The sequence below is a fragment of the Erysipelothrix rhusiopathiae genome (assembly GCF_900637845.1).
In the GTDB taxonomy this organism is placed as follows: Bacteria; Bacillota_I; Bacilli_A; order Erysipelotrichales; family Erysipelotrichaceae; genus Erysipelothrix; species Erysipelothrix rhusiopathiae.
Genome location: NZ_LR134439.1, coordinates 331,693 through 357,726, shown reverse-complemented (window position 1 = coordinate 357,726; position 26,034 = coordinate 331,693). Strand labels below are relative to the sequence as shown.

General features: G+C 32.5%; 21 protein-coding genes. 2 read left to right on the top strand and 19 right to left on the bottom strand.

Annotated features, from left to right (window positions below; all coding sequences use genetic code 11):
- Nucleotides 1-139: 139 nt before the first annotated feature.
- Entirely contained in the window at nucleotides 140-379 is a 240-nt protein-coding gene (locus EL194_RS08720) for a DDE-type integrase/transposase/recombinase (protein WP_411431254.1), read from the top strand.
- Nucleotides 380-991: 612 nt separating this feature from the next.
- Here the strand turns inward: EL194_RS08720 and EL194_RS01765 are convergent.
- From EL194_RS01765 to EL194_RS01675, 19 genes are all read right to left on the bottom strand, one after another.
- Complete coding sequence (locus tag EL194_RS01765; protein ID WP_003774652.1) at nucleotides 992-2,191, bottom strand: EpsG family protein; 1,200 nt, start codon at nucleotides 2,189-2,191, stop codon at nucleotides 992-994.
- A gap of 1 nt (nucleotide 2,192) precedes the next feature.
- A complete protein-coding gene (locus EL194_RS01760; RefSeq protein WP_034886690.1) occupies nucleotides 2,193-3,374 on the bottom strand; it encodes a glycosyltransferase in 1,182 nt (393 codons plus the stop codon).
- A gap of 917 nt (nucleotides 3,375-4,291) precedes the next feature.
- Nucleotides 4,292-5,296 carry a polysaccharide biosynthesis protein gene (locus tag EL194_RS01755; RefSeq protein ID WP_003774648.1) on the bottom strand — a complete coding sequence of 335 codons (1,005 nt, stop codon included), beginning with the start codon at nucleotides 5,294-5,296 and terminating at the stop codon, nucleotides 4,292-4,294.
- Nucleotides 5,297-5,347: 51 nt separating this feature from the next.
- Nucleotides 5,348-6,562 carry a glycosyltransferase family 4 protein gene (locus EL194_RS01750; protein ID WP_003774646.1) on the bottom strand — a complete coding sequence of 405 codons (1,215 nt, stop codon included), beginning with the start codon at nucleotides 6,560-6,562 and terminating at the stop codon, nucleotides 5,348-5,350.
- Nucleotides 6,559-7,527, bottom strand: coding sequence for an ATP-grasp domain-containing protein (locus tag EL194_RS01745; protein ID WP_034886687.1), 969 nt, complete (start codon nucleotides 7,525-7,527; stop codon nucleotides 6,559-6,561). Before EL194_RS01745 ends, EL194_RS01750 begins: the two co-directional genes overlap by 4 nt.
- Nucleotides 7,528-7,564: 37 nt before the next feature.
- Nucleotides 7,565-8,578: an NAD-dependent epimerase/dehydratase family protein gene (locus EL194_RS01740; RefSeq protein WP_003774641.1), complete on the bottom strand. Its 1,014-nt coding sequence runs from the start codon at nucleotides 8,576-8,578 to the stop codon at nucleotides 7,565-7,567.
- Complete coding sequence (locus EL194_RS01735; RefSeq protein WP_003774639.1) at nucleotides 8,565-9,773, bottom strand: type III PLP-dependent enzyme domain-containing protein; 1,209 nt, start codon at nucleotides 9,771-9,773, stop codon at nucleotides 8,565-8,567. The genes EL194_RS01740 and EL194_RS01735 overlap by 14 nt, the downstream gene beginning before the upstream one ends.
- Nucleotides 9,773-10,396: a sugar transferase gene (locus tag EL194_RS01730; RefSeq protein ID WP_003774637.1), complete on the bottom strand. Its 624-nt coding sequence runs from the start codon at nucleotides 10,394-10,396 to the stop codon at nucleotides 9,773-9,775. The genes EL194_RS01735 and EL194_RS01730 overlap by 1 nt, the downstream gene beginning before the upstream one ends.
- A gap of 53 nt (nucleotides 10,397-10,449) precedes the next feature.
- Nucleotides 10,450-11,574, bottom strand: a complete 1,125-nt coding sequence (locus tag EL194_RS01725; protein WP_003774635.1) for a DegT/DnrJ/EryC1/StrS family aminotransferase — start codon at nucleotides 11,572-11,574, stop codon at nucleotides 10,450-10,452.
- 12 nt (nucleotides 11,575-11,586) lie between these two features.
- Nucleotides 11,587-13,434, bottom strand: coding sequence for a polysaccharide biosynthesis protein (locus EL194_RS01720; RefSeq protein ID WP_034886684.1), 1,848 nt, complete (start codon nucleotides 13,432-13,434; stop codon nucleotides 11,587-11,589).
- Between the two features lie 228 nt (nucleotides 13,435-13,662).
- Nucleotides 13,663-14,667 (bottom strand): stealth family protein, encoded by a 1,005-nt coding sequence (locus tag EL194_RS01715; protein WP_003774629.1) that lies wholly within the window; start codon nucleotides 14,665-14,667, stop codon nucleotides 13,663-13,665.
- Nucleotides 14,668-14,705: 38 nt separating this feature from the next.
- Nucleotides 14,706-16,511 (bottom strand): EpsG family protein, encoded by a 1,806-nt coding sequence (locus tag EL194_RS01710; protein WP_081580992.1) that lies wholly within the window; start codon nucleotides 16,509-16,511, stop codon nucleotides 14,706-14,708.
- A gap of 161 nt (nucleotides 16,512-16,672) precedes the next feature.
- Nucleotides 16,673-17,437: a helix-turn-helix domain-containing protein gene (locus EL194_RS01705; protein ID WP_162136924.1), complete on the bottom strand. Its 765-nt coding sequence runs from the start codon at nucleotides 17,435-17,437 to the stop codon at nucleotides 16,673-16,675.
- 140 nt (nucleotides 17,438-17,577) lie between these two features.
- Complete coding sequence (locus tag EL194_RS01700) at nucleotides 17,578-17,895, bottom strand: hypothetical protein (protein ID WP_003774624.1); 318 nt, start codon at nucleotides 17,893-17,895, stop codon at nucleotides 17,578-17,580.
- A gap of 92 nt (nucleotides 17,896-17,987) precedes the next feature.
- A complete protein-coding gene (locus EL194_RS01695) occupies nucleotides 17,988-21,029 on the bottom strand; it encodes a hypothetical protein (protein ID WP_003774622.1) in 3,042 nt (1,013 codons plus the stop codon).
- Between the two features lie 111 nt (nucleotides 21,030-21,140).
- The gene (locus tag EL194_RS01690) at nucleotides 21,141-22,532 is read right to left on the bottom strand and encodes a helix-turn-helix domain-containing protein (protein ID WP_003774620.1); all 1,392 of its coding nucleotides are present in this window, start codon (nucleotides 22,530-22,532) and stop codon (nucleotides 21,141-21,143) included.
- A 159-nt stretch (nucleotides 22,533-22,691) separates the two neighbouring features.
- Complete coding sequence (locus tag EL194_RS01685) at nucleotides 22,692-23,414, bottom strand: DUF1361 domain-containing protein (protein ID WP_003774616.1); 723 nt, start codon at nucleotides 23,412-23,414, stop codon at nucleotides 22,692-22,694.
- A gap of 18 nt (nucleotides 23,415-23,432) precedes the next feature.
- Nucleotides 23,433-24,095: an ABC transporter ATP-binding protein gene (locus EL194_RS01680; RefSeq protein WP_003774615.1), complete on the bottom strand. Its 663-nt coding sequence runs from the start codon at nucleotides 24,093-24,095 to the stop codon at nucleotides 23,433-23,435.
- Nucleotides 24,096-24,106: 11 nt separating this feature from the next.
- Nucleotides 24,107-25,126 carry an ABC transporter permease gene (locus EL194_RS01675; protein ID WP_003774613.1) on the bottom strand — a complete coding sequence of 340 codons (1,020 nt, stop codon included), beginning with the start codon at nucleotides 25,124-25,126 and terminating at the stop codon, nucleotides 24,107-24,109.
- 118 nt (nucleotides 25,127-25,244) lie between these two features.
- On the opposite strand from EL194_RS01675, the gene EL194_RS01670 reads away from it, so the two are divergent.
- On the top strand, nucleotides 25,245-25,802 hold the full coding sequence (locus EL194_RS01670; protein ID WP_003774612.1) for a TetR/AcrR family transcriptional regulator: 558 nt from the start codon (nucleotides 25,245-25,247) through the stop codon (nucleotides 25,800-25,802).
- Nucleotides 25,803-26,034 lie beyond the last annotated feature (232 nt).

Sequence of the window (26,034 nt, the reverse complement as noted above, 5' to 3'; positions counted from 1 at the left end):
GAAATATCGTTCATACAAATCAAAGGTCAATGAAAGTACTACAACAAATGCAGTTAATCTGAAGTTTGATGATCGTCAGCAGTTTGAATTAGTAGTCAGTGATTTAACTTATGTAAGAGTTGGTTCTAGTTAGAGTTACATCTGCACCATCATGGATTTACATAATCGTGAAATCGTTGGATACAGTTGTTGGCAAAAGAAAAACGCCGAACTGGTTCATAAGGCGTTTACGAATATACATTCAAATTTAGGTAGCATTAAGTACTTTCACTCAGATAGAGGAAGTGAATTCGATAATTATTCAATTGATGATGTCTTATCAACGTTTGGGATTAAACAGTCATTAAGTCGGAAGGCAACCCTTACGACAATGCCGTAGCTGAGACACAATTCAAGACGATCAAAAAAGAGCTTGTCAGAAAGCATATTTTATCTATATTTGAATAATTGAATTGTGAGTTCGGCAAATATGTTGAGTGGTTTAATTCCAGAGGTTTCATGCAGCATTGGAGTATAAAACACCATTAGAATACAAGCAACATTCTATTATTAATTTGTCTATATAAGTGTTGCGCTATTCCCGTTAGAATAAGTTTGACTAAGACTAATACCATCGTGCACTAAGAATTTGTCCATAGCCTCACAATCTACAATGCCACTAAAGGAAATAATAATCTTCTTTCTTTTAAAAATTAGAATTCAGTAATTCATAGATCCGTTTTGTACACCATATTTAGAGAAAAATGCTAAAAGGTAGTTTCTATTACAGTTTGCATCTTCGTTTCTCTTTAACGCTTAACATGATTCTCTTGTTTGGTTGATTTCACTAAATTATACAAACTTTTTAAAAATCCACTATCCCCTGCAACCCTAGAGCTGTGTTGCTGTTCGGGTTCAAGATTTTTTGTTTTTCTCTGTAAAATTTTAATCCTAGATATTTGCTTGATTTAAAGAACTAAATATTCGTATAATTCTGTAATTAACATTCAAATTATTCAGAGAGAATTTTATAATAATCTGAATATTCGACAATTTTATCTTTGTTAAAAATGGAAACATATGGATAGTAGTTCTTGTTATAATAATTTCCAAAATTATTTTCAGTTCTCATAAATTTAATGTAATCAATAGCAATAAATAAGATAATAAAAGCTATTGCATATGTAATCTTTGATTTAAGTCGAGTAATATCCAGACCTATTTGCAAATTAACTATTTTGCTGATGATAACTTGTGGAATCAAAAAGACTTTCAGAATATCAATATAGATAATCATTCGTGTTGAAATTAAAGAGGAGAATCCTAACATACCATAGAATAATAATGAAACCGTAGTAATAAATTTTGTTTTACTAAAGATAGAATTATTATCTCCTATATTTCCCTTGATGATAATATTAATCAAATAATATTCTATTACACGATACATAAAAGAAGTTAAACTAGTAGGGTTAAGATAGAACTGAAGACGGTGATTAATAAAATCCCGATTTAAGAAAAGTAGAAAAAATGGTAAGATCTTTGATAGAGTAATGTACAAGACAAAAGAGACTAGTATTACATATAAACAGTCTAGTGCAATTAGGTATTTAGAAATTCTCTTATAATAAGCTTTAAACTTATTATTCTTAACGAACAGATTATAACCATTTAGTAAAAGCACAAATGGAAGCGACGAACTATGGAATAAAACCGATAATAGAGAAAAAAATATTGCTTTTTTATTCGAACTTCTTGAATTTTTTACAACAATTTCAAAAAGAACAAACAGATAAAACACTATCGCAAGACCTTGTCGAATAGTAGTGTGAAAATAGACTAGATATCTCCCAAAAAAGTAAAAGAACGGAAAGAAAAATAACTCTGTATAATCTAGCAATAAGTATATTAATGCGGCACACAGGAAAACTGTAACTAATGAGTAAAATACAAAAAAATTGATTCCTAAATTATAACTCGTTTTTGCTATTAAGTTATAGAAAATATCCATATTATTTATCATATTAGGATTTTCGTAAAAATATTCGTATACAACATAATCTGCACCCTGCCCATATTTTAAAGCTAGTACTAAAACAACAGGAATTATAAAAATAATTTTTTTCTTTGTTTCTATCCTGTTTCCAAGTTTTTTTTGATAAATCTCGAAACAACTCAGTATAAATAAGTAAATAAAGATCGAATAATACATTTTAGTCCTCCTTAAGACTTTCAAGAAATTCTTCTAATAAGTTTACTTGATTGTCCCATGAAAAATTTCTAACATACTTTTCCTTATTAGCTTGGGCTTGATCGTAATAGCATTTAAAATCATTATTCATGTCATAAATTATTTTAATAAAATCATCATCCGAATCATATTTAAAAACATAATCAATTATATTTTCAGGAATAGCTGGAATATTTCTTGTTATGACTGGTTTACCAAACAGTAGAAGCTCAGAGAGCTTTGAAGACACTCCATATTTGGATAAAAATTTATCCCTATCATTTTTGATACTTCTAGGCGCAAGTAAAATGTCTGTTGATTGGTATGCCTTTATTAACGTAGAGTAATCTGCTAGTCCATTATATTTAATATTATCATATTTTTTTGAATATTCTATAACTTTTTGTTCTAACCTGCCTCCCCCATATAGAATGAGATTTATATTAGGACGTTGAGAAAAAACTTTCAGCAATAATTCAATATCATTGTGATAATCTAGATTCCCTGCAAACAAAAAACTTAAATTGTCTTCTGAATTAAATTCAGTTTCGTTGTATCGAAAAGAATTAATTTCATTTAGGTAGTCATGACTATAACAAAGTGGGAAAACGAGTTTGTTCTTTGACGGTAAGTTTGGGAAGAAATCTTCAATAATTGGAGGGGCAATAGTTATTACAAAATTAATTTTTTTACTTAAAACCTTTGAAATATTATTCCAAATTTTAAACAAAATATTTTTTAGTCGACCCAAGCCTGGAAAAATTGTAGGGGGATCTAAAAAGAATGTTCCGAAAAGAACTTTTTTCTTTTTACAGAATAAAAGCGCCAAGAAAAACGTAGGACCAAAATTGTATCCTAAAACTATATCATTTTTATTTAATTCTTTTCTCAAACAATTGAACAAATTAAAAGATAGAGATATTTCTCTCAATAAGAAAAGATTGATATATCCCAACCGGATGGTTCCTTTTTTTTGCTGTTTCCTTATAAAAACTCCATTATCTTGAAGTTTAGAAGGACTGTTTACAACTAATGTTTCAAAATCCGTTTTTTCTAATAATCCATAAACACTCTTTGACATTATATTTTGAATTTGCAAAGAACTCGACAAATGACCTAAATCTTCATCAGTATGAGGACTTACATAAATTATTCTTTTTTTCACTTTTACCACACTCTTCTTTATATATAATCAGTATAAGAAATATTAATTCGTAACACTAAATCAGAAACTCTCGGCATACTAAAAGCTAAAATAGTCCGTAGTTTGCTTTTTTCTTGTGTCTCTTATACTCTAAGTTCTTTTATAAATCTTTCTTTACCTAACCAAACCATCTTTGCAATCCCTCCATTATTCCTTCTTAGGGGTTAATCTTCAGTCTTATATTCTGTGCTTTAAAGGCAATAATTGGTGATTACTAACTTATCGTACCACAATCACTTAAAGATGTCTTAGAATAGTTTTATAAGACCACATTATCATTAAAAGCTAAACATTATTGTGCTTGAATGTAGGGATACATAGAATTAAATGATGAATCCAACAACTATTTTGCTCTCGAATTTGTACTAATGATTCGTGAAGCACCCAATATATCAGCAGTTGTATTCAAACTCTGTATTAAATATAAAAAGTTATCTTCGTTAGTGATGTTTTCTTACGTATGTGCAAATACCACATTGTATTTTCTTATTTCTAAATTTATACTATACAAAATTTCTTATATTTTACTTTTCTATTTGGTTACAAGATAAGCTAGAATACCTGCATAAATAGAGTATTTCTTGCAGTGTCGCTTTAAGTAAGATTTATTTTAGAAATATGATTAACGACCTTCTACAAGTTTCTTCAAGACACGTTCTAAAATTTGTTATTACTTTTTGCTAATTCATACTATAATCCATTCCTTTGAAAACCTCTCATATTTTACTATAAGTATAAAACTTCACATATGTGAAGTTTTATACATCATTATTCTTATATTTAAATGAGTTTAAATCAACTAAGTAGATATTTCTAGTTTGTTCTTTTATATTTTTGGTTTGGTATCATCTAAGTCTATAAAAATCGAAAATTCAGGACTAAAACTCCTTTAACTTATCTTTAATTTCATATAAGTTATATAATTTATCTTTAATTTCATCTATATTTAGACGATATGTGTTATGTGAATGATATTCATCAATAACATCGTGCTCTTCACCTTCTACAAAGTACTTATCATAGTTCAAATCTCTTTGATCCATAGGTACACGATAATAGTCTCCCAAATCTTCAGCTTTAACATATTCTTCTTTTGTAAGTAAAGTTTCATAGATTTTTTCTCCATGTCTAGTACCAATAACACGAGTGCCCTTATCATGTTTCGTAATTTCGATAATTGCTTGTGCCAAATCTTCAACTGTACTTGCTGGAGATTTCTGTACGAACAAATCACCCGATTGTCCTTCTTTAAAGGCAAATAACACCAAGTCAACAGCATCATCGAGACTCATTAAAAATCGTGTCATTTTAGGATTTGTAATCGTTAACTCCTTGCCAGCTTGGACTTGATCTAAAAACAGTGGAATTACAGAGCCACGGGAGGCCATTACATTTCCATAACGAGTTCCACATATTACTGTTCCAGATGATATTCTTGCTTTAGCTATGAATGATTTTTCCATCATTGCTTTTGAAATTCCCATAGCGTTAATTGGATAGGCTGCTTTATCCGTTGAAAGACAAACTACACGCTCAACCCCTTGAGCAATTGCTTCCTCTAATACATTATCTGTTCCAATTACATTGGTTTTAACTGCTTCAATTGGAAAAAATTCACATGCAGGTACTTGCTTTAAAGCTGCAGCATGAAAAATATAGTCTGCCCCCTTAACAGCATGTACTAGTGATGAGCGATCTCTTACATCGCCAATAAAAAATTTAAGGCGATCATCTTGATATAGTTTACGCATATCATCTTGTTTCTTCTCATCACGAGAAAGAATTCTAATTTCCTTAATATCTTCTTTTATAAATCGTCTAACAAGTGCATTACCAAACGATCCCGTTCCACCTGTTACAAGTAATACTTTATCTTTAAACATAATTTAACCACCTTTTTTTTTACAATAATGTTCTTCTCAAATTTATGATACTTATTTTAATTGTTTGATAATTTCTTTATAACCTTTTTCAGTATTGCACATATCCTTTACGTATTTTATAACACAGTTGGAACTTTTGACATAGTTTTCATCTGATAGTCCATGAATGCTATTAATTATATTTTTCATTTCCTCCCCCCTACTTTCTGCCCAATAACCAAGATTATTCTCTATTATAGTATCCTTGATATCTGTATTGATGTCTGTTAATGCTATCAACGGAAGACCAAACTTCATGTATGAAAGCATCCTACTGGGAATATTAGGAATTGTAAATCTAGCGTCTAATAGTATGAGGCCATAATCAGATATTGAGATTAGCTCATCTGATTTCAATTTACTTAATTGTCCATAGTAACTACATTGTGTGGGATTATCTATACAGTATTTTTTTAATTTATTCGCATCTGTGCCACTCCCACAAAATGCAAAATGAACAAAATTTTCAGATTCTTTAATCTTTTCTAAGCTTTCAATTAGAAAATCTATACTTTGGGGTTTGCCTAAATTCCCTGCATAAACAATTATTTTTTTTTCTAGTGGCAGTAGAAATTCATTTCTCTTGATTTGTTTTACTTCAGCTTGTACCCTACCACATACTCTATTTATAGATATACTATTCGGGACAATAGTTATATCACTTTCTGCTAAATATTCGTTATTTTTTAATATAAACTGTCTATTTCCCTGAGACATACAACCTATTGAATCACTGACATTATATAATCGCATTTCCTGCTTTCTAAAATATTTAAAGATTATACTACTCTTACTAAAATATTCTAAGTCTACTGCGTTCTGTGGAAAAATATCTTTTAACAACAATAAAGTTTGAATGTTCTTGTTGCTTTTTTTAATTTTTTGTATTATCCTCTCAATACTAATGGGCGGTGTAGGATATATGACTAAATCGAATTTTTTTACATTTATCAATGATTTCATGCGATTCCAAAGTATATGAGGAAAAAGCACTGTATTAATTCCTTTAACTATTTTGGATTTCAAACCAGAAACTTGAGGAACTTTTATTTTTATAATGTTGTTCTTTAGACTCTTAATTTCGAGATGTCTTTCTTTCATTTCGGAGTCCGGTGTTATTACAGTTACTTCATGATCATTTATGATAAATTCATGCAGTAAATCAGAATAAATACCTTCATCTTCAAAACTTTCAATTTTAGAGAGTGAAATAAATAAAATTTTCATCGTTCTACCGTCGCTTGACTTATAACGACACTATCGTACATCATCATCAAAACGCCTTCTTCATATTGGTAGAATGATTTTGAGTTCTCTTTCCCTTCGAGATTATTCATAATAAATTCTACAAAATCCACACCGGCACCATAAGCATGTAAATATGCGCCACCAAAACGCGGATTAATTTCAGATATGAAATATTGGCCATTTTTATAGAATAAATCAACATCCATCGGCCCATAAAAATCTAAACAATTTACTAATTCTTCAAGTAATGGCTCTATGTTTTTATCAATAAATGAAATTGTTTTGCTGGCACCACCGATTCTCGTTTCAATTTTACGCTTTGAAAAGAAACTCACAAGTTCTCGACTAAGAGTATCAACGTAAACATCTACATCTACATCTTCTTCGTCCATTAATTCTTGAATAATTAGGGAATTGTCATCCGAAAAGGCAACTTCAAGTTCATCAATATTATTTATTTTACGAGCACCAACACTACCACTACCAGTTCTTGGTTTTACAAAAACAGGAAAATCAACACCATCTTTATTTTCTAAAAATTCTTTAATATCGCCATAAGTTTTAACTGTAGAAATACTGTTCGCTTCAAGATGTTTCGCAAATTTATATTTATCAAAACAAATTTTGGCTGTTTCGTATTCGGGATGTAAAACTTCTACGCCTATTTCTTTAAATAATTCTCTATTTTTAGTAAGAATTTCAATTTCAGGATCTATAAATGTCATAATAGCCTTAATATCTTCTTTCTTACAAATATTAATTAACTCTGAGATGTAATTCTCATCATCGATTCTCGATGTAATATAATATTTATCAGCTAAATAAATAGCTGGTGCATATTCACTACAATCTGTAGCGATAATATTCCCGTGATTTTTCATTGTTTGTTTAAAATCTTTGACTAATTCTCCACGTCTTCCCACACTACAAAAAAGTAAATTCATTTTACTACCTCTCTTCATATTTATTTATGCGTAATCGTTAATTATTTTCGTAATCTTCTGGTTTACCCCATAATTTTTCAAAAGGATTGTTGGTCATTTCAGATTTAAAATCTTCAAGCATAGTAATATAATCATATTTAGGTTCATATCCTAGATCATTTATTGTTTTACTATAATCAAGCATCGATTGTAAAGTATCCGGTTTATCGAAGTCATTTGAGATTTTCGACTTATTATCTGCTGGTGAAAATACTTCAACAATTCCTCTAATCATTTCTTCAAGTGAAACACGATTCGGACTACCAATATTATAAATACCACCTTCAAGAGAAGATTCTGATGCTTTCACAATAACCTGCGTAAAGTCTTTAATATAAACCATTTCCTTCACGCGTGTTGGATCACCATAAATTGTGATTTCTTCTCCATTTTGAGCTCTTTTAATTAACGATCTGTAGGGCATCATTTGTTTCTTCATATCCACATAATGATATGCATTAGGATGATACTGATAGATTGTAAAAAATCTAAGAACAAATCGTTGAATACCTATTTCATGATGATAATGTTCAATCAAATCAACTGCCGCATTTTTAGCGATTGCATAAATACTATGATCTCCTGTTAGCGGAAATGATCTTGGAAGGTCTGCATCCATCGGCTCGCCATTTTCATGATACGCAAAAACATCATAAGGTGTAGTTGGAAATATTATTTTTTTAGCCCCTACGTTTTTCATGAATTCTAAAACATTTAAAGTTCCTTCAGTAATCGTTTCTATAAGTAATGCAGGATTAAAAGCACATCGAGAAGGGAGTTCTCCTGCAAGATGTACAACAGTATCAATTCCTAAATCATTCAATTGTTCAAAATCTTCCTTGCGTGTTATATCGATTGAGTAATAAGGAATACCATGATCTTCATAAAATCCATTATCGCTCTTTCTTCTTCCTGCCGCAATAACATTAAAACCATTATTCTTTAACGAGATTGCACTGTATGCACCTAAATTACCCGTTGCTCCTAAAACTAAAATATTATTTTTGGTCATTTTTGATCCCCCTATATGTTTTTGATCTGTGTAAAGAGTAGTAATCACCGACGTTCATCTCATCACGCACGATTAAATAATCATTTTCTTCTTTTACCAAAACTTTAGGATAATATCTGATAAACGGCCCGCCTAATGTAATTGAGTACGCCCCAACTTTTTCAAATATAATTTGATCACCCGCGGCAACAGAAACTTCCTTATCAAGTTTCATTATTCGATCGTGATCCATGCACGTATAACCACATATTAGTTTATCCTTTCCAGAATTTAACGACTCATTTCCCATTTTTTTAATTCTGTAAAAATAGTTTTGCTTCTTCCATAATGGATCAATATGTAATCGACTCGCATCTGTAGTGACAATTTCAACGTTTTGTGTTTCTTTAAGATCTAATACTGATGAATACAATTCAACACATGATCCAATAATCGCTGATCCTGGCTCGATTATTAATTTCGTAGTGTTGATATCAACTACGTCTTCAAGTTCTTCTCGAATCGTTGCTATATAACTCTCTGCGCTTGGCTTAGTTGGTAATCCTCCAAAAAAACCACCACCTATATCAATATAGGAAGGGTCAAGTTGATATTTATTGATTATATTCTTAGCATATTTTGAAATTGACGAATATACATCATTACTTCTTGAAACACTATTTACATGGAAATGCAATCCAAATTTAGAAATACCAACCTTTTTTAAATCAGTAATGACTTTTTCAAGTCTACCAGTTTCATCTGAAAATCCAAATCTAAAACCATCTTCCTCATAACCAATATCTTCTTTTTTAAAAATATGAGTAGGAACATTAACTCTTACTCCAATATTGTCTGATACCAAATGATAATTTTCGAGAATGTACATCAGTTCATGTTCTGAATCAATATTAATAATTGCTTTTCCCTTTAGAGCTGATTCTAATTGATCGTTCCCTTTTATTGGACCATTGTATACAATTTGGTCATCAGAAAAACCACAAAGCTTGGACAATTGATATTCTTCGTCTGATACAACCTCTGCTCTTATTTTTTTGCTATGCATAAATTCCAAAACCCATGGTAACGAATTCGTTTTTACAGAATAGCTAAATATTGAATTCGGCCAATATTTTTGAAGTGCATTAGAAAAAGTATTTACATTTTTTTCTAATTCTTCTTTATCGATCAAAAAATATGGTGTCTGAATATTCACTAATTTTCGTCTCCTTTAAACTCCGTCATAAATGTTTGTCCCGCGTTTGTTGATGTAATTCCATCGCGTTTAAAAATTACAAGTACCGTTTTAATAAAAATTTTACAATCTAGTACAAAAGAACAATTATCAACATACCAAACATCCAATGCTAATCGTTTACTCCAATCAATATCATTTCGTCCATGAACTTGAGCATATCCTGTCAATCCAGGTAAAATATCATGTCTTCTTTTTTGTTCACTATTGTATAACGGAAGATACTTTGGTAGTAATGGACGTGGACCAACAATTGCCATATCTCCTTTTAGTATGTTAAAAAGTTCGGGTAATTCATCGATAGATGTTGATCTTAAAAACTTTCCATAAGGAATAAGTCTTTCATCCGCAGGTAGTAAATTACCGTTATCATCTTTTTCATTGCTCATCGTTCTAAATTTTATTAATTTGAATATTTTACCATTCTTACCAGGTCTTTCTTGTAGAAAAAATGGGTTACCTTTTAGAAATATTCCCCCAACTACACTAACAATTACTAATACTGGTGATAGTAATATAATCCCAACTAAAGAAAGAACAAAATCTAATACTCTCTTTAGAAATTTCCTATATAATTTATTCACAATTATTTCGCTCCTTTTATACGTATTCAATGAGTTAATATATACCCCTATACTTATTGAAACACGTTATGTATTATTTTAATTACACGCTCAAGTTCTTCATCTGTCATTTTTGTGTCACTTGGTAAGCAGACACCATGTTCAAATAAATCTTTAGAGACATCATGATTATCAACACTAATAAAATCATACTCTGAGAAAACAGGTTGTAAATGCATTGGTTTCCAAACAGGTCTTGATTCAATGTTTTCATTCTCTAATGCGACAATAACATCTAAAGCTGTGATGTGTGAATTCTTAACAATCATTGAACTCAACCAATAATTATTCTCTGACCATTCATTTTCTGGCATAAATGTGATTCCATCTAAATGTCCTAGACTTTCTTTATACTTTTTGAAAATTTCTTTTTTTCGAGCAACGCGTTGATCGAGCACGCGCATTTGACCTCTACCTATCCCAGCAAGTACGTTACTTAAACGATAATTATAACCCACTTCATTATGTTGATAGTGTCGAGCCTGTTCACGTGCTTGTGTAGCCCAAAAACGCGCTTTATCAATCATATCTTTGTTTGACGAAACAAGCATTCCCCCACCTGAAGTTGTGATAATTTTATTCCCATTAAACGAAAAAATCCCAAAATCACCGATTGTTCCAGATGCTTTATCTTTGTAAGAACTACCAAGGGATTCCGCAGCATCTTCAATAAGTATCGCATTATTATCATCACAAATTTGACGTATCTCATCCATACGAGCATTAATACCATACAGATGTACAACGATAACCACTTTAGTACCAGGATACTTTTCAAACGCACGTTCTAGTGCTTCAGGGCTCATATTCCATGTCAAATATTCACTATCGATGAAAATAGGATTAGCTTTTTCATACATAATTGGATTTGCAGTTGCTGCGAAAGTAAGAGACTGACAAAAAACATTATCTCCAGGTTTAATATTGGATAATTTAAGTGCTAAATGAATTGCAGCTGTACCACTACTTAATGCAAGTGCTTCAGTTGATTTCGTATAGTCTCTAATATCTTGTTCAAATCCATCAACATTAGGTCCTAAAGGCGCAATCCAGTTGGATTCGAATGCTTTGTTTATATATTCTTGTTCAAAACCTTCTTCACTCATGTGAGGAGAAGCTAATAATATTCTTTTACTCATATTTACCCCTTTTTATTTCTCGTTATTCTTAGAATAAGTTGGAACTGTTTCTTTAATCGCATCATAGACATCGATTTCTCCATCAACTGCTTGTTTTAATGTTAGTAGTGAGGTTTTAATCGCATCAATCTCATAATTTATTGGATTTGCAATGTGTATTAAATCATTTGGTGTCTTTTGCAATCCTTCTTCTGCCATTAATAATTCTTCATAAAGCTTTTCACCAGGTCTTAGTCCTGTAAATTTAATTTCTATATCTTTGTATGGTACATAGCCACTTAATTCGATTACTTTCTCTGCTAAACTTAGAATTTTAACAGGTTCTCCCATATCTAATACAAAAATTTCTCCACCATCTGCATAGGTAGCCGCTTGTAATACTAAACTCACGGCTTCGGGTATTGTCATAAAATATCGAATTATTTCTGGATGCGTTACCGTAACTGGTCCGCCTTGTTCGATTTGTTTTCTAAATAGTGGTACCACTGATCCATTTGATCCCAATACGTTTCCAAATCTTACAGCAACAAATTTCGTGCTTGAACATTTATCAAATGCTTGAAGCATCATTTCATTAAATCGTTTGGTAGCCCCCATTATATTTGTTGGGTTCACCGCTTTATCCGTTGAAATATTTATGACCTTTTCTACTTTGTACTTTATTGATGTTTGAATGATATTGAATGTTCCAAAAATATTATTTTTAATTGCCTCTTCTGGAGCATCTTCCATTAGAGGAACGTGCTTATGAGCCGCAGCATGGAAGACTATTGTTGGTTTTGCAGACTCAAAAACTTTTTCAAGAGAAGACTGATCACGAACAGATGTAATAATTGCCGAGACTTTTATTTTCGGAATGACACCTTCACGTTCCATAATTCTAAGTTCTTGCTGAATATCGTACAATCCATTTTCATTAATATCTACTAAAGTTAAGGACATTGGTGAATACTTAACTACTTGCCGCACTAACTCTGAACCAATAGAACCACCAGCTCCCGTTATGAGCACACGCTGACTATCTAAGTTTCTGAAAATTTCTACATCATCGATTATAATCTCCGGTCTATTGAGTAAATCACTAATTTCAATTTTACGAAGACTATTTTTTAGGTTTTTATTTTGAATTAATTTTTGAGCAGACTCTACAGTTTTAACATCCACCCCAATTTTCACGAGTTTATTAATAATTTCCTTTTGGGTATTTAATGGTTGAGATGGCATCGCAACAAAAACACACTCTACAGCGTATTTCTTTACAACTTTTTCGATGTCGTCAATACTACCTAGAACTGGTACTGAATAAATAATACTATTTTTCAAGTTTGGATTATCATCAATAAATCCAATAACTTTATATCCATATTCATTATTTCGACTGATTTCATTTAGAATCATTTGTCCAGCACTACCTGCACCGTAAATTAGAATTGATTGGAGTTTTTTACCTTTTACGGCTACGCGTTCTTTTTTGTCGTAATAGTAACGAACAACAAAACGTACTGCGAGTTGCAAGAGTACATTCAATCCCGTAATCACAATCATAGCACGCGTTCCAATGAGCTCGTCATTACGAATAATTATGATCACCATACAGGATAAGAACGCCACGATATTAGCTAAACCAATTCGTATTGTTTCATGGACAGATATTTTTCTCCAAATCATTTTATCAAGTGAAAATATCTTATAGAAAATGAGATACATTACAAGGATTAATCCCACTTCAAAAAGACCAATCCGCTGATACAATAACTCCATTGCATAATGCGAATTATTAAGGATTGCTAAACCACCGATAATTGAAAGAATTAAAACTAAAATATCAAAAAACACCATGACAACTTTATTCTTTTTCATTAATTTCCCCAAACCTTCCCCTATTACTTTATATATGTATATACAACGGAAATATTATATCACATAATATCATTAAATATCGTTTTATCAATGTGACATTACTTTTCCTAATTATCACCAATATAACACAATAGGTCTTTATAGAGTTAATAATTCTATGGATTAAGAAAAGAAAAAGATGAGTTCTGGAATCAACCACGAACTCATCTCTGTTTAGATTATTATCTATTATTTTTTCTCATAATCACTTATGTCGGATAGTTTCATTTCAAAAGCATTTGTTAGTTTATTAATGATTTCATCAAGATTTTCTCCATCATAATGATCATTAAGACACACCATCTTATATTTCTTTGACTTTAAGGCCTGTGCACCTTTTTCAGCCTCTTCTATGCTATCAATAAGGAAACGATCCCCAATTTTATGGCTTCTTGGCATGAAATTACCCTCGCACATTTGCCATTCTTTGATAACCCATTGATTGACATCATATTTGTAGTCACGTATTTGATGTAAACATGTTTGATGTAATACATCGTATTCCTTTTCCCAAATCGTCTCAAAAGTAGATTTTAAAAACGAAGTAGGAAGATGTTGCTGATAAAGTCCAGGGAACCGTGACCACGGCGTAAAGATTAGATTTAATGCATTTAAAACACCGTTACGGTAGTTATACCATTTTCCTGGATTCTTCTTGATAACTTGTCGTTTACTGAAATTTTGATTAATTACTCCAATATCATTCAGCATAATATTCGAAATTGTGTCATAGCGTGCAGGAACTATTGGGTTGATAACTGCAGTATCACAAGGAAGACCCTCTTTAAAGAAGTCTTCTGGCGTAACAGGTTTGTTTAGAAACATATCATCATTGAAATATACAAAGTGTTCACTTAAACCTTCAATACGATGCATATTCAATTCAATTGCATGCGATGAAAATGTTGGTAAGTATTCCTTTGGAATATAATCTGTATGATTAATAATTTTTAACTTAGGATGATCAACATTTAAAAATTCTGGTAAATGCCCATACGTAATTAAATAGACATTATTAACCCATGGTGCATACATCTCAACTGCACGAAACCAGTATTTAAAGATATCCCAATCTCGATAATCACTGTCTGTAATTTCTACGTCTTTACCTTCGAGTTGGAGTCGATCACGAATCCAATCTTTATCACTTCCGTCCACCCACGGGACAACAAAATCAATTTTTAACGATTCCATGGCTATACCTCCCTAGCAACTGGCAGTGAAAGCCAGATTTATTCGTACAATTCCATCCAAATTACATTTCCATTATAGTCTAAGTATTCACGAGAATATTTTGTCGTTCCTACAGCTATACCATCTGCATCAAATGGACTGATAGAGGAATAGAACTTATCTGTAAGAATCGCTCCCTCTTCGTCAATTATTGAGAAATAATTAGAATGTTCTGTTTGAATCATAAAATATGATCGATCTGTAAACGTTAAGTCTTTGTATATGGACCCTCTCCAAACAGTATTTTTGTTATATGCATTAAGTTCATCGTACTCAATGACTTTATGTTTTGGAACCATAGTCATTGGGAACGGTTTTGAATCACGTGCACCGTTAAACTCATTTCGTACATCAATTGTTGATTTTACAGTTTCATAATCCACAACTAATGGATTTCCGATTTTACGATACAATTTACTTGAATATGATCTTTCGCCGATAGTTTCTTCAACAAACGGTCCATATATCTTAAATCGACTCTTAGCCGTCGGTAATTCAACAATTTGTCCTTTTTCATTCACGATACCATAAGTTAAGAAGTCTTCACCTTTTTTAACTTTTTCGCTATCTGGGAACTTCACAGATAAATGAACTAGATTTGGATCATATAGTGCTTCTTGGGCGTAAACAGTGCGCATCTTGTTTTGTTGATAATCTTTAACTTGGGCTTTAACTAATTCACCATTTTGAACTTCAAATGCGTACATGTTATTAAAACTTGCATAGTTCTTTTGGAAAATTGTCTCGAGGTTTAGTCGCGTCGGTGAATATTCATAACCCGTACGTTTTACCTGTTTTGCTAATTCATTATAGAACTGAGTTCCATTAAAACCTAATAAGACTACAAACGCTAATTTATAGATTTTTTTATCTTCATATAGACTTAAAATCATCGGTAGAGTGATTACAGTAGCATAATAGCCAAATACTGTAATACGTGTTCCCAATACTTTTGAGAATGGAAGATAGAAGTAGAGCAACATATTCAACAACACAAAATCGATAAGATTTTTTTGTTTTGAATATTTTTCAGTTAATTTATTGTAGTGTAAAATTGTAACCGTAAAAATTGAAAATCTCAATAAAAAGGGTACACTCAATATTTTTATATGATCTGCATCTGAGTATAGAAGCAGTTTCGATAGTATTGGGATGTTCTGAAAAATTGATAAAACTGCAGGTGTGAATATTAAACGGGTCAGTGGAAATAGCACAAAAATTAATATAAACCACTTAAACGACCATTTTATCTTTGTAGCTATATAGATAACTGGAACAACAAGTGCAGTTCCATGAATAAAGAATAAAACAGCTGTTGTTAATCCCTTGATTTTCCAGTCAAAATCTCGATCTCGATTAAAGTAAACATACATCGATCCCACAATAACAATAACTTGTCTTAACGCACCCAAATTCCAGTATAAGAAAAAAGTTGAGAAGTAAAGTAACGTTGCCATCTCAAAGTTATCAGAACTGTCCTTAATCCAAAATAATGCTACAAGTAGAATTGCCGTGCATAGTAATCCTGAAAAAATATGATAATTCATACCGACTGCACGACCACCAAGCATCAATACCTTAAACAAAGTTTCAATTTTAGGTAGGCTTGCAAAAGATTCATTAATCCGGTGAGGATCAATGGACTCATATATCGTTTGATATGAAAAATAATCTGCCCCTACACCAAACCTTAAAAAGATAATTAAGATAAACGGTAGTGCAGCCACGATGAATTTTTTCTTTGAGTCTAAATGCTTCCCAAAGTATAAAAATGCACATAAGTAAATAAAACTAAAATAATACACAATAAGTTCCTCACATTCATTAAACTACTACATTAATATTTGGTAATAATCTCGTTAAATACCAATACTATAATACCATATTATTATAGGCAATACTTTTAATGTATCTAAGATTTGAATTTTACGTATTTATCAAATACTTAGGGTGAGGCTAAAACCGATTATCGGTTTCGATATGCAGATTCAATTAAGTCATATTCATCTGAGATTGCTGTTAGGATTCCATAAGCATCCTTAATCTTTACTTCATGTTTTTCAAAAAAACTAATAATTGCGGGAAAATATTTATATTCATCACTTTGTGGATAAAATAGACGGTCGAGACTTAAGGTATAGTTTCCTTTATCTTTGGTTGTAAGAATCAGATTAAACACTTCTCTACCAACAACTGTCTGTCTTCTTCGATAATTTAAACCCTCATAGGTGCCGAGATCATACCCTTCATTATTAAAATAGATTTTGACTGACTCAATGGTATCATAAGGTATTTGCTTGGTCTTACGTTTACCCATGAAGCTTAACAATGTAGCTGTTAGTTTGAATTTCGTTCCTGTGTACACCTCGATGCCTTGATGCCAAACTACAAAGTAGTCATAGTAATCTTCGAAATGACGAAATCCTATTAAACTTACCATCCCACAACAATACCCAAAAACAAGTAGCACAACTATGAGATTTGGTTTGATGGCGTAAGTCACAAAACATACAAGTGCTGTCAAAAACACAAACACTACAAAAAAGATTTTCGTAGTGTTTTGACCGAAGCGAAAGGGTATTGGAAAACTTTCTTTTCCTTTCACCAAATCATTTAAGGGAATCCCTAGTATTTCACTCAGGCGAATGAGGTTATCGATAGAAGGTAGACTTTCGCCGCGTTCCCATTTAGAAATTGATTGACGTGAAATGTTTAGCTTTTCCGCTAACATTTCCTGACTCATCTTTTGTTCTGTTCGATAAAATTTAATTTATTGGTTTATAATCATGATCGCCGCTCCTTTTATCCAAATCCTATCATAACCTCCTTTTTTAGCCTAGAACCGTTTGGTTGCGGCAAAGAAAAAACTACTTATGAGTAGCTTTCTCTTAAATTATAGTGTTTGACATAAAAATATAACGAAATGCCGTTAAGGATAAATGCCACCAGACAACACCCCATAATAATCGTGAACATTGTTGGTGCTACATCCGCAATTGTACCAAAATCATCGTGATTCACTAAACGGACTATAAGATAATATTCACTCAATAAAAACAAGATTGGAAATATAAACGATAAAGAATAGAAAAGATACCAATGTTTCATGCGTCCCGTTAAACTCCTAAAGAGATTCAACAACACAATCACAACAGAACAAACACCTGTAATGGGCCATAGATATTCCATTTAAATCACCTCCATTATATTAACTTCATTCTATCATGTAACTAAAAGCAAAAACAAACAGTTCAAAAGAATTGTTTGTTTTTATTTCATATTTATTTTCGACGCTTCTTATAACCTTTAAATACAAAGAGACTACCGAAACCAATTACTAGGTAAGGCATTTTTGATGATGCAATTCCTGTGTTAGGTAATGCCGGAGTCGGATTTTCTGACTCTTTTGGCGTTTCTTTTGGTGTTTCTTTTGGATCTTCTTCATAAGGTTCATTTGGCTTGTCTTCGGGTATTGTGGTACCGGTTCGAACCGCAACTTTTAACGGTTCAATAGTAGGATGACCGTTGATTGCGACCGCAAATGAATTCCATGCAGTAAGATTTGGTTTGCTTTCCAACTTGTGAGTAACCACATCTGGATTGGTAATTTTAGATTGGAAGGTGAATTCAAAATCTTGAAGTTCCGAAAGCTCTTTTTGATCCTTCAATTCGATTTTAAAACTTTTAATCGTCTTCCAGTCCGTCACATCTTCTGCGGTGATCCAATTTGGTTCAGAAGTATCCTTATCCACGATTGCATCAAAGCCTTCAGTTGTAAGGACACGATTTAAATCTTCACGGCTTGGATTGGAAGAAGTACTATAAAATACATTAAACAATGTTTCATCAACACCTACCGGACCATTGAGACTTACATCAAATTCACTGTTGCGTTGTGTAAAGTCTGTAATCCCACGATCACCAATATTTGGTAGAATATCCATCAATACAAATTCATTGATCACTTTCCCCGTATGATTTGTAAGTTGTAATTTATAATCAATCTTATCGTTTAACTCGATATATGCTTGTGTATCATAAAGGGTATCATTTTCATTCTTTACCCATTTTTTAATCTTGAGTTGATAATCTGAAATCATTTGATAATGGTTTTGACTTTGAAGCATTTTCTTGGATTCAAATGTAGCTTGGGTTGTGTAATAATCGTAGTCAATCACAAGCGTGTCTTGAATTGTAGGGTTTGAAACTGCAAGTGTTTCAAACGTATCATTTGCTTCAAGTATCGTAAATATTTTTAAACTAATGTCTTGCAACACTCCCGAAATTTCCACATCAAAAGAATGACTTGCTAATTCATAAGGGGCCAATTGAGAGATATTCCACTCTATATGATAAACATCGTGATTTCCGCGACTCTCACCAAGACGTTTAATCGACTTAATATTCCCTTGTGGCGTTAAGTCTTTAAATTGTAAACTCTTTGGTACATATATGATTGAATGAACATTGTCCCTAACAGCACCTACAGACGAAGGTTCATTTACTATTTGAACTTTTAATTTATTCGTACCCTTATAAATTTGTCCTTTGTATTGATCAAGGAGTTCAATACTATTTGTAACAGTTGGATGGTATGCTTCCGGATTTTCGGTTACATTAGCCCATCGGGGGGCTGCTAGAAAGTGGAAACCTTCAAACCATGCTTTCACACGTCCATCCGGGAATGTAATGGTGTAATCGTTTTTTGCATTATCTTTGAAATCATAAAGTTCTCGCACTAATTCAAAACTGCTGCCGTAATTAAAAGCAGTTTCAATGTCCATCTCATTCTTTAATTCAGTGATATTCTCCTTCGCATCCTCGCGCCATGTATCTTTGATACTAAATGTATACGTAGGCATGCGAGAAAGCCCATTATGTTCTTGAGGGAGTGGTTCATCAATCATCATTCCTGGAACAGTGGACTCAAAATCGTATTGAATTTGCGCAATCTGAGTTGTTTCGGGTAAATTCTTTTGTTTTAAGATTTCTTCGCGGGTAATAATTTGATCATGGCTTAGATCTTTAAATGTTGCGATGATTTGTTTTTGATCATCATAGACATGAGCATGAAGGATGGGTTGTTCGTGTAACGGTGTTGCATCTCCATAATCTGTTGTTGGTCGATAATCGAAGCGTCCTGGCGCTTTAAATGATTCTAAGCGTAAATGTTTATTAATATAGTAGTTCCACTTGTACTCAACATAACGACCGTCTGCACCATGTTCCAAAGCTGTCATTTGATGGGCGTAGGTTAATGTTGCCCAAGGGTATACGGTTGGGCGCTTATTCAGTGCTTCAAAATCCGTTGAGTGTTTACCAAATGGATCAATCGGGCTAAAGTGTCCTGGAACATACCAATTCCCATCTACCTCAGGAGTTTCACTTTCTGATGGATACAAGGTTGTTTCCGCATACGAAGTATCTTCAAGTACCACATCATCAACATTAGTAAACTCCAAACGCGATGTGACTCGTACTTCGGGAATGGGTACATCCAAAGGACGTGGGTTCGCTCTATAATTCACTTTTAAATTTTTTTGAAATAATAAAGCATCCAATTGATCTTGTTCAAGATACGTCGGTGCATCAAAATACCATATAAGCGTACGAGTATCTCGATCTACTTCATCAGGATTTGGTCCTTCTATCATACCTTGGTATTCTAATGATTCATGATAAGTTTCTTGGATCCTAATTCGGCTTCCCTCTTTAATATAAAGTTGCCCTTGATCTTGCCGATCAATTTGTGCTTTAGTAACCCAAACACTTTCCATGCCAGGACTTAAACCTAAAGATCCACTATACCTTGAATCCTTAAGTCCTTCATACGCCTTCGTTAATTTAAGAGGACTACTTGCCTCAACGGTTGTCGTTAGTACTTGATCTGTTTTTTCCACTTGGTCCGTGGCTACTTTCACATTGAATGTTAATGGCGTACTTGTAGGGGTAACACCATTTGGAACTGAAAAAATAAATGGCAACTCCATATACGTTCCCGATTCAAAAATTTCTTTTGTAATCGACATTCCTTGATCTGTCCGAGTTACATTATAATCAGCTCCAAGAGCATTTTTTATTGAGGTTATGTCCATCTGAACAAAATCTGGCATCAATACATCGACCTTCAAATTGGTAAAGGTTGTATGAGCCCCGGTTGCTTTAAGTTTGAATTCAATACTGTTTTTTTGACCACTATTGAATGAATCATAAGTCATGTATGCATGACTTTCTAAATTAAACGCTTCAAAACTTGCGCTTAACGGAATTATAGATAGAATTAATAAAAAACTCGATAATGCAATCATCAATTTCTTTTTCATCATAACGCTCCTTTGTTTTATTATTATAACGGAAGCAAAGGGGTGTCTTACATTCACGATTTACAATCATATTGTAGATGTTGGTTCTATCTAATTGTGATGAAAATCACATCAAAAAATGATCTTCCTTAGAATATTTATGTATTGTTTTTGACTTGGATAGTCATCAATCAAAATAACATCACCCGTGGTGGGGGTATTTCCGATGCATAGGTCATAATCCATCGAAGTAAGTTCGAAGTAACTCATGCAATCAATTTGAATTTGGGTCGCATCCAACTTAAATCGACACATCAAATTGTTTCGTATGTACATCGCGTGCTGAATGCCTAAATCCGAGTAGATTAAAATGCGCATGATTTTTGGTTTTTGATCTAAAATATCTGAACAATTCATAATTGACCAATACAATAAATCATCGAGATATAAATCAGGATTAAGTGAGATTGTCTGCGAAGCGTTAAGCGCTTGGTAAAAATCGCTACGAATCTTTGGATGTTCTTCATAAAACGCATGCATAAAATCCGCAATTCGATCAATAAACAAAGATGTTTTAAAAGGGTACAGACTGTAGTTATTTAAAAGGGTTTGATGAATTAAACTTATAAAAATTTGAGTATCCTTACTCAGAATGTAATCATGTTTCGCAATAAGTTCATCAAGAAAAGCATCCGAAAACACCTTTGTTTCACTAGGATTGAGAATTGGTGTATGGTAGTACAGTACTTCGGACAAGCTTTGCATACAGTGAGTTGTTTCATAATCTCGATATCCCTTGAAAATCTTTGAGAAATCTATCGCTTCAACCATCGTCGCCGGTATCATGGAAAGATTACTGTGAAACCCTTGTCGCTCTCTCAATTCAGAAACCACAAATAAAGTCACACTGAATATCAGTGTAAGACTATCATAGTATATCCCTTTACGATCAAAAACTTCTTGAATCACTAATTTCGCTTCTTCTAAATTAATTTTTAGAATATCATCCAAATCTTTCGTACCATAAAGTTCTAGAATTAAACAGGTTACAAACTTACGGATATAATGCTCTTGTTCGGATACAATACTGACAGGTCTACTACCATTTCGCTTAAACTGAATTGCGCTTGATCCAAATTCTTTGTTCATCATACGTAAAGTTCGATAAAAAGTTGATTCACTAATATAAAACTGCTTCATACGATCTTCATTTAATGTTTCTGGATTCTTTACAATATCAATGAAAAGAGTAATTGATAACGATCGCATCAAAAATGTCCTTAATATCTGCTCATTGGTTTTTTGATTATACTCATCAACATAATATCGTCCACTATAGCTTTCTATAATTAATAATGGTTCCCACTCCTGAGCTATTTGATCAAGGTAGGTATAAATTGTTTTTTCAGAACATTTGCAGTGATTCGACAAATCCCCAACTGATGCATGTGGTTGTGCGTCACTGTTAAGATAAGTAATCAGTTTATAATGATTACGATCCAAGGTATTCAATAAATTTAACATACGATTTCTCCATCTTTATGCAATAACTGTCATTAAATAATAATCTGTTCTTAATGAAAATTAATGGGTGATACAAAAAATGCAACCAAATGGTTGCAAATATATAATTTTCCTAAAATCATGTTATCCATCAACAACTGCACATCACATTAACGAAACCTAATGTGATGTGAAAAAAGAATAAATATTATTTAGTCCTAGAAGATTATAAACAAGTAATAAGAAGATTAGATGAAAAAGCACAAAATAAAAAAAGTTTTTCCATATTCCCGGATGATTGAAATGCTCTCTAAATTTTACGATGAAATCTTTGGGATGTAATAAATCCCATGAATTAAATCTCACCTCACGTCCAAGATAAATGCCCACCGAAAGCAACAGAATAATAATTACTGCTGATAGTTGAATGATGACTTGATCGCGTGTTTGAACGATTATGGGATCAATAATAATTAAATATCCCAACTGTACGATCATGATATTCATCATCGTATTTATAATACCCGACAATGCAAGCGAGGTTACCGAAATAATATCATACCAAATTGGAACTTCATGTTCATCTATCTCTCTGTGGGTTAAATTTAACTCGGTGAGTAAATAAGCAGCGTTCGGAAGCAAGGCCAACCAAAGAACGAACCCCAATACAAAGATTATATTTGATAGGTACAAAATGATATGAGAATGCGTGAGAGCATAAACATACCGTGTCCCAAAGGTAACTGCTGTTGTTATAAGAACAATCACAAAGGGGATTAATGATAATTTTAAATTCCAAATCATCGGTTTAAAGATCTTTACAGAGTATAGTTTCGGGCGAATGATAATCGTTAGATAGGCAAAGATATTAAACAGAATCGTACTTATTAATAATGCTTTCATAGACTTCCTTTCGAAGCTTTAAATTTGCTTAAGTGTACCATCAACCATTTCATATGTTTCATCACATTCCTCAATCATGCGAAGGTCATGTGTCACCATAATGACAGAGGTATTATATTCATTGGTAATACGTTTTAATAACTTTACCACATCGAATGCGCGATCAGTATCTAAGCTCGCCGTTGGCTCATCGGCAAGTATAATGCTCGGTTTTAGTATCAGCGCCAACCCAATTGCTACTCGTTGACGTTCACCACCCGAAAGACTTTCTGGATATTGATCACGAAGCTTATCAATGTCCAAGGACTCTAAAATTTTGCGAATTTCATGATCTGCAATATTGTGCTTTGATTCTTTAATTTTAAATTGAAAGTGTTCATAAACTGTAAAAAATGGAATTAAATTGGAGGTTTGAAGAATAAACCCAAGTGTATTAAATCGCAATGAAGACAGTTCATTTTCCGTTAGGTGTGAAAGTTGATGATTATCGATGGTAATAGTACCTTGTGTCGGTTTTTGTAAAGCACCCATAATGGTTAAGAGTGTGGATTTACCAGAACCACTAGGACCCACAATAGCAACAAAAGAACCTCGATTTACGTGTAATGTTACTGGATGCAATACCTCAACGCGATTTTTTCCGTCGTTAAACGATTTGGTTACAGACTCTAAATATATCATAACATTTCCTCCTACAATGACTTCAATGGATCAATCTTAAGAATAATCCGTGATGAAAATAACGATCCCAAAAGAGAGAATACAATCATTGCAATAGTTACCCCTATGGAAAGAGGCACATATGTCGCAACGGGAACCGTACTTTTTAAGGCATAACAAGTAATTTCAGATAAAATAAAACCCAGACCAAGTCCAACTCCAGTTAAAATAAATGTTTGAATAATGATCGAACTAATGATGGTTTTATTTTTAAATCCTTGAACTTTCAAGATACCAAAAATTGGTTTCTTTTGCATTGTGAGTATATACATAAAAACACCAATTATAAGCGCTGAAATTATCGATAGTGCCCCAATCATTAAACCAAATGTTAAAATTTGTGCTTTGTATCCTGGTAGATTATCAATTAATTCAGCTTTTGATAAGGTCTCAAAGTCTTCACTTGAGTTTGTTCCCAAAATCACGTTGTAAAGATTGTCATCATCCAATTCAGATCCTTCTAGGTTAGTATAAAAAACGGGTCTCGTATTATAATTGCTAGAAGTTGTAATCCCGATAATTTTATAATCTCCGTATTTAGAGATTCTGACGCTATCACCAATGTTTAATTGTTTTTCATTTCGAATATCAGCTGAGATAAGAATATCGTGCTGTGTTTGCGGATATTCACCTTCTTGAAGTGTAACTATATCTGAAAAGTGCGATGCATCTGCACCAATCAAAATTGCATCGTCTTGCTCATCACCAAACGTAGCTGTAATACCACGAATTCGCAATGCATCTTTGACATTCAAATCCATCGATTCTATTTGTTGATTCGTAATAAAGGATGCAAGTGCATTTTGGTTTGCATCTTTATTTAATATTATTGAATCAAACTGCCATTGATCAAGAGCGGTACGATTAATTGATGCCAAACCGTATGCTAGACTAGACAGGAAAAACACTAAATAAGCAATGAAGGTCATGACGATAAGAATCATTGCAAAACGTCCTTTTTCTTTTTTAATTTCTTTGATAGCTAAATACATATTTCCTCCTTATCAGCCGATAAACACATTCTATCAGATTTTTTATCACCTGATAAGTAATTTGCCTAATGATTGTATTTGTGCTTTTTTTTTGATTTAATATTGTAAAGGTGATTATATGAAATCGATAAGAAAACACATACTTGAGACTGCCCACATATATTTCATGAAATATGGGTACCAAGAAACCTCTACTCGTGATATTGCACGTGATCTTGGAATCACACAACCAGCTATTTATCACTATTTTAAGAGTAAAGAAATTCTCTATTTTGAGGTTCTCAATGATTTTGCAATAAAAATCGGTGATGATTTAAGAATTATCGCTGAAAATAGTAGTATGGATTTGAATACCCACTTAAAATCCATGAGTTTATTTATTCAAGAAAAGCATCCCATGAATTTTAATTTATTGATTCATGATATGGAATCCCTAAAATCTCAATCAATGCGCGATACGCTCTATTTAGTTTGGCAAGAAAACTACTTTCAACCGTTTTTCAACTTATTTCATCTGCACGAAAATTTACTTCGTGATGAACTTACGATCAACCAAATCGTTTATCAGTTTTTACGAATTCTTTCGACCTATATCACATCAGTTCCTACTAAAAACGACCAAGACAATCTATGTTGGATTATAGACGTTTTTGTTAGGGGTATTACATTGAGTTAAAATATAATCTGGTTTTGAGCGTTGATTTTATATTACTGTTTATTTTTATTCGCAATTTCTAGATTACACCCTATACTTCCCACTTAAATATTCCTCCCATTTATGGATTCGATTGATTAGTCAACTTTATAATAAAAGAGGGGGGTAGAATGCAAACTCTACAAATATTTATTCTAAAATACAGAATATTTTGTTTTAGAATAGAAGAAAGGGATCAAACTTGATTACGTTT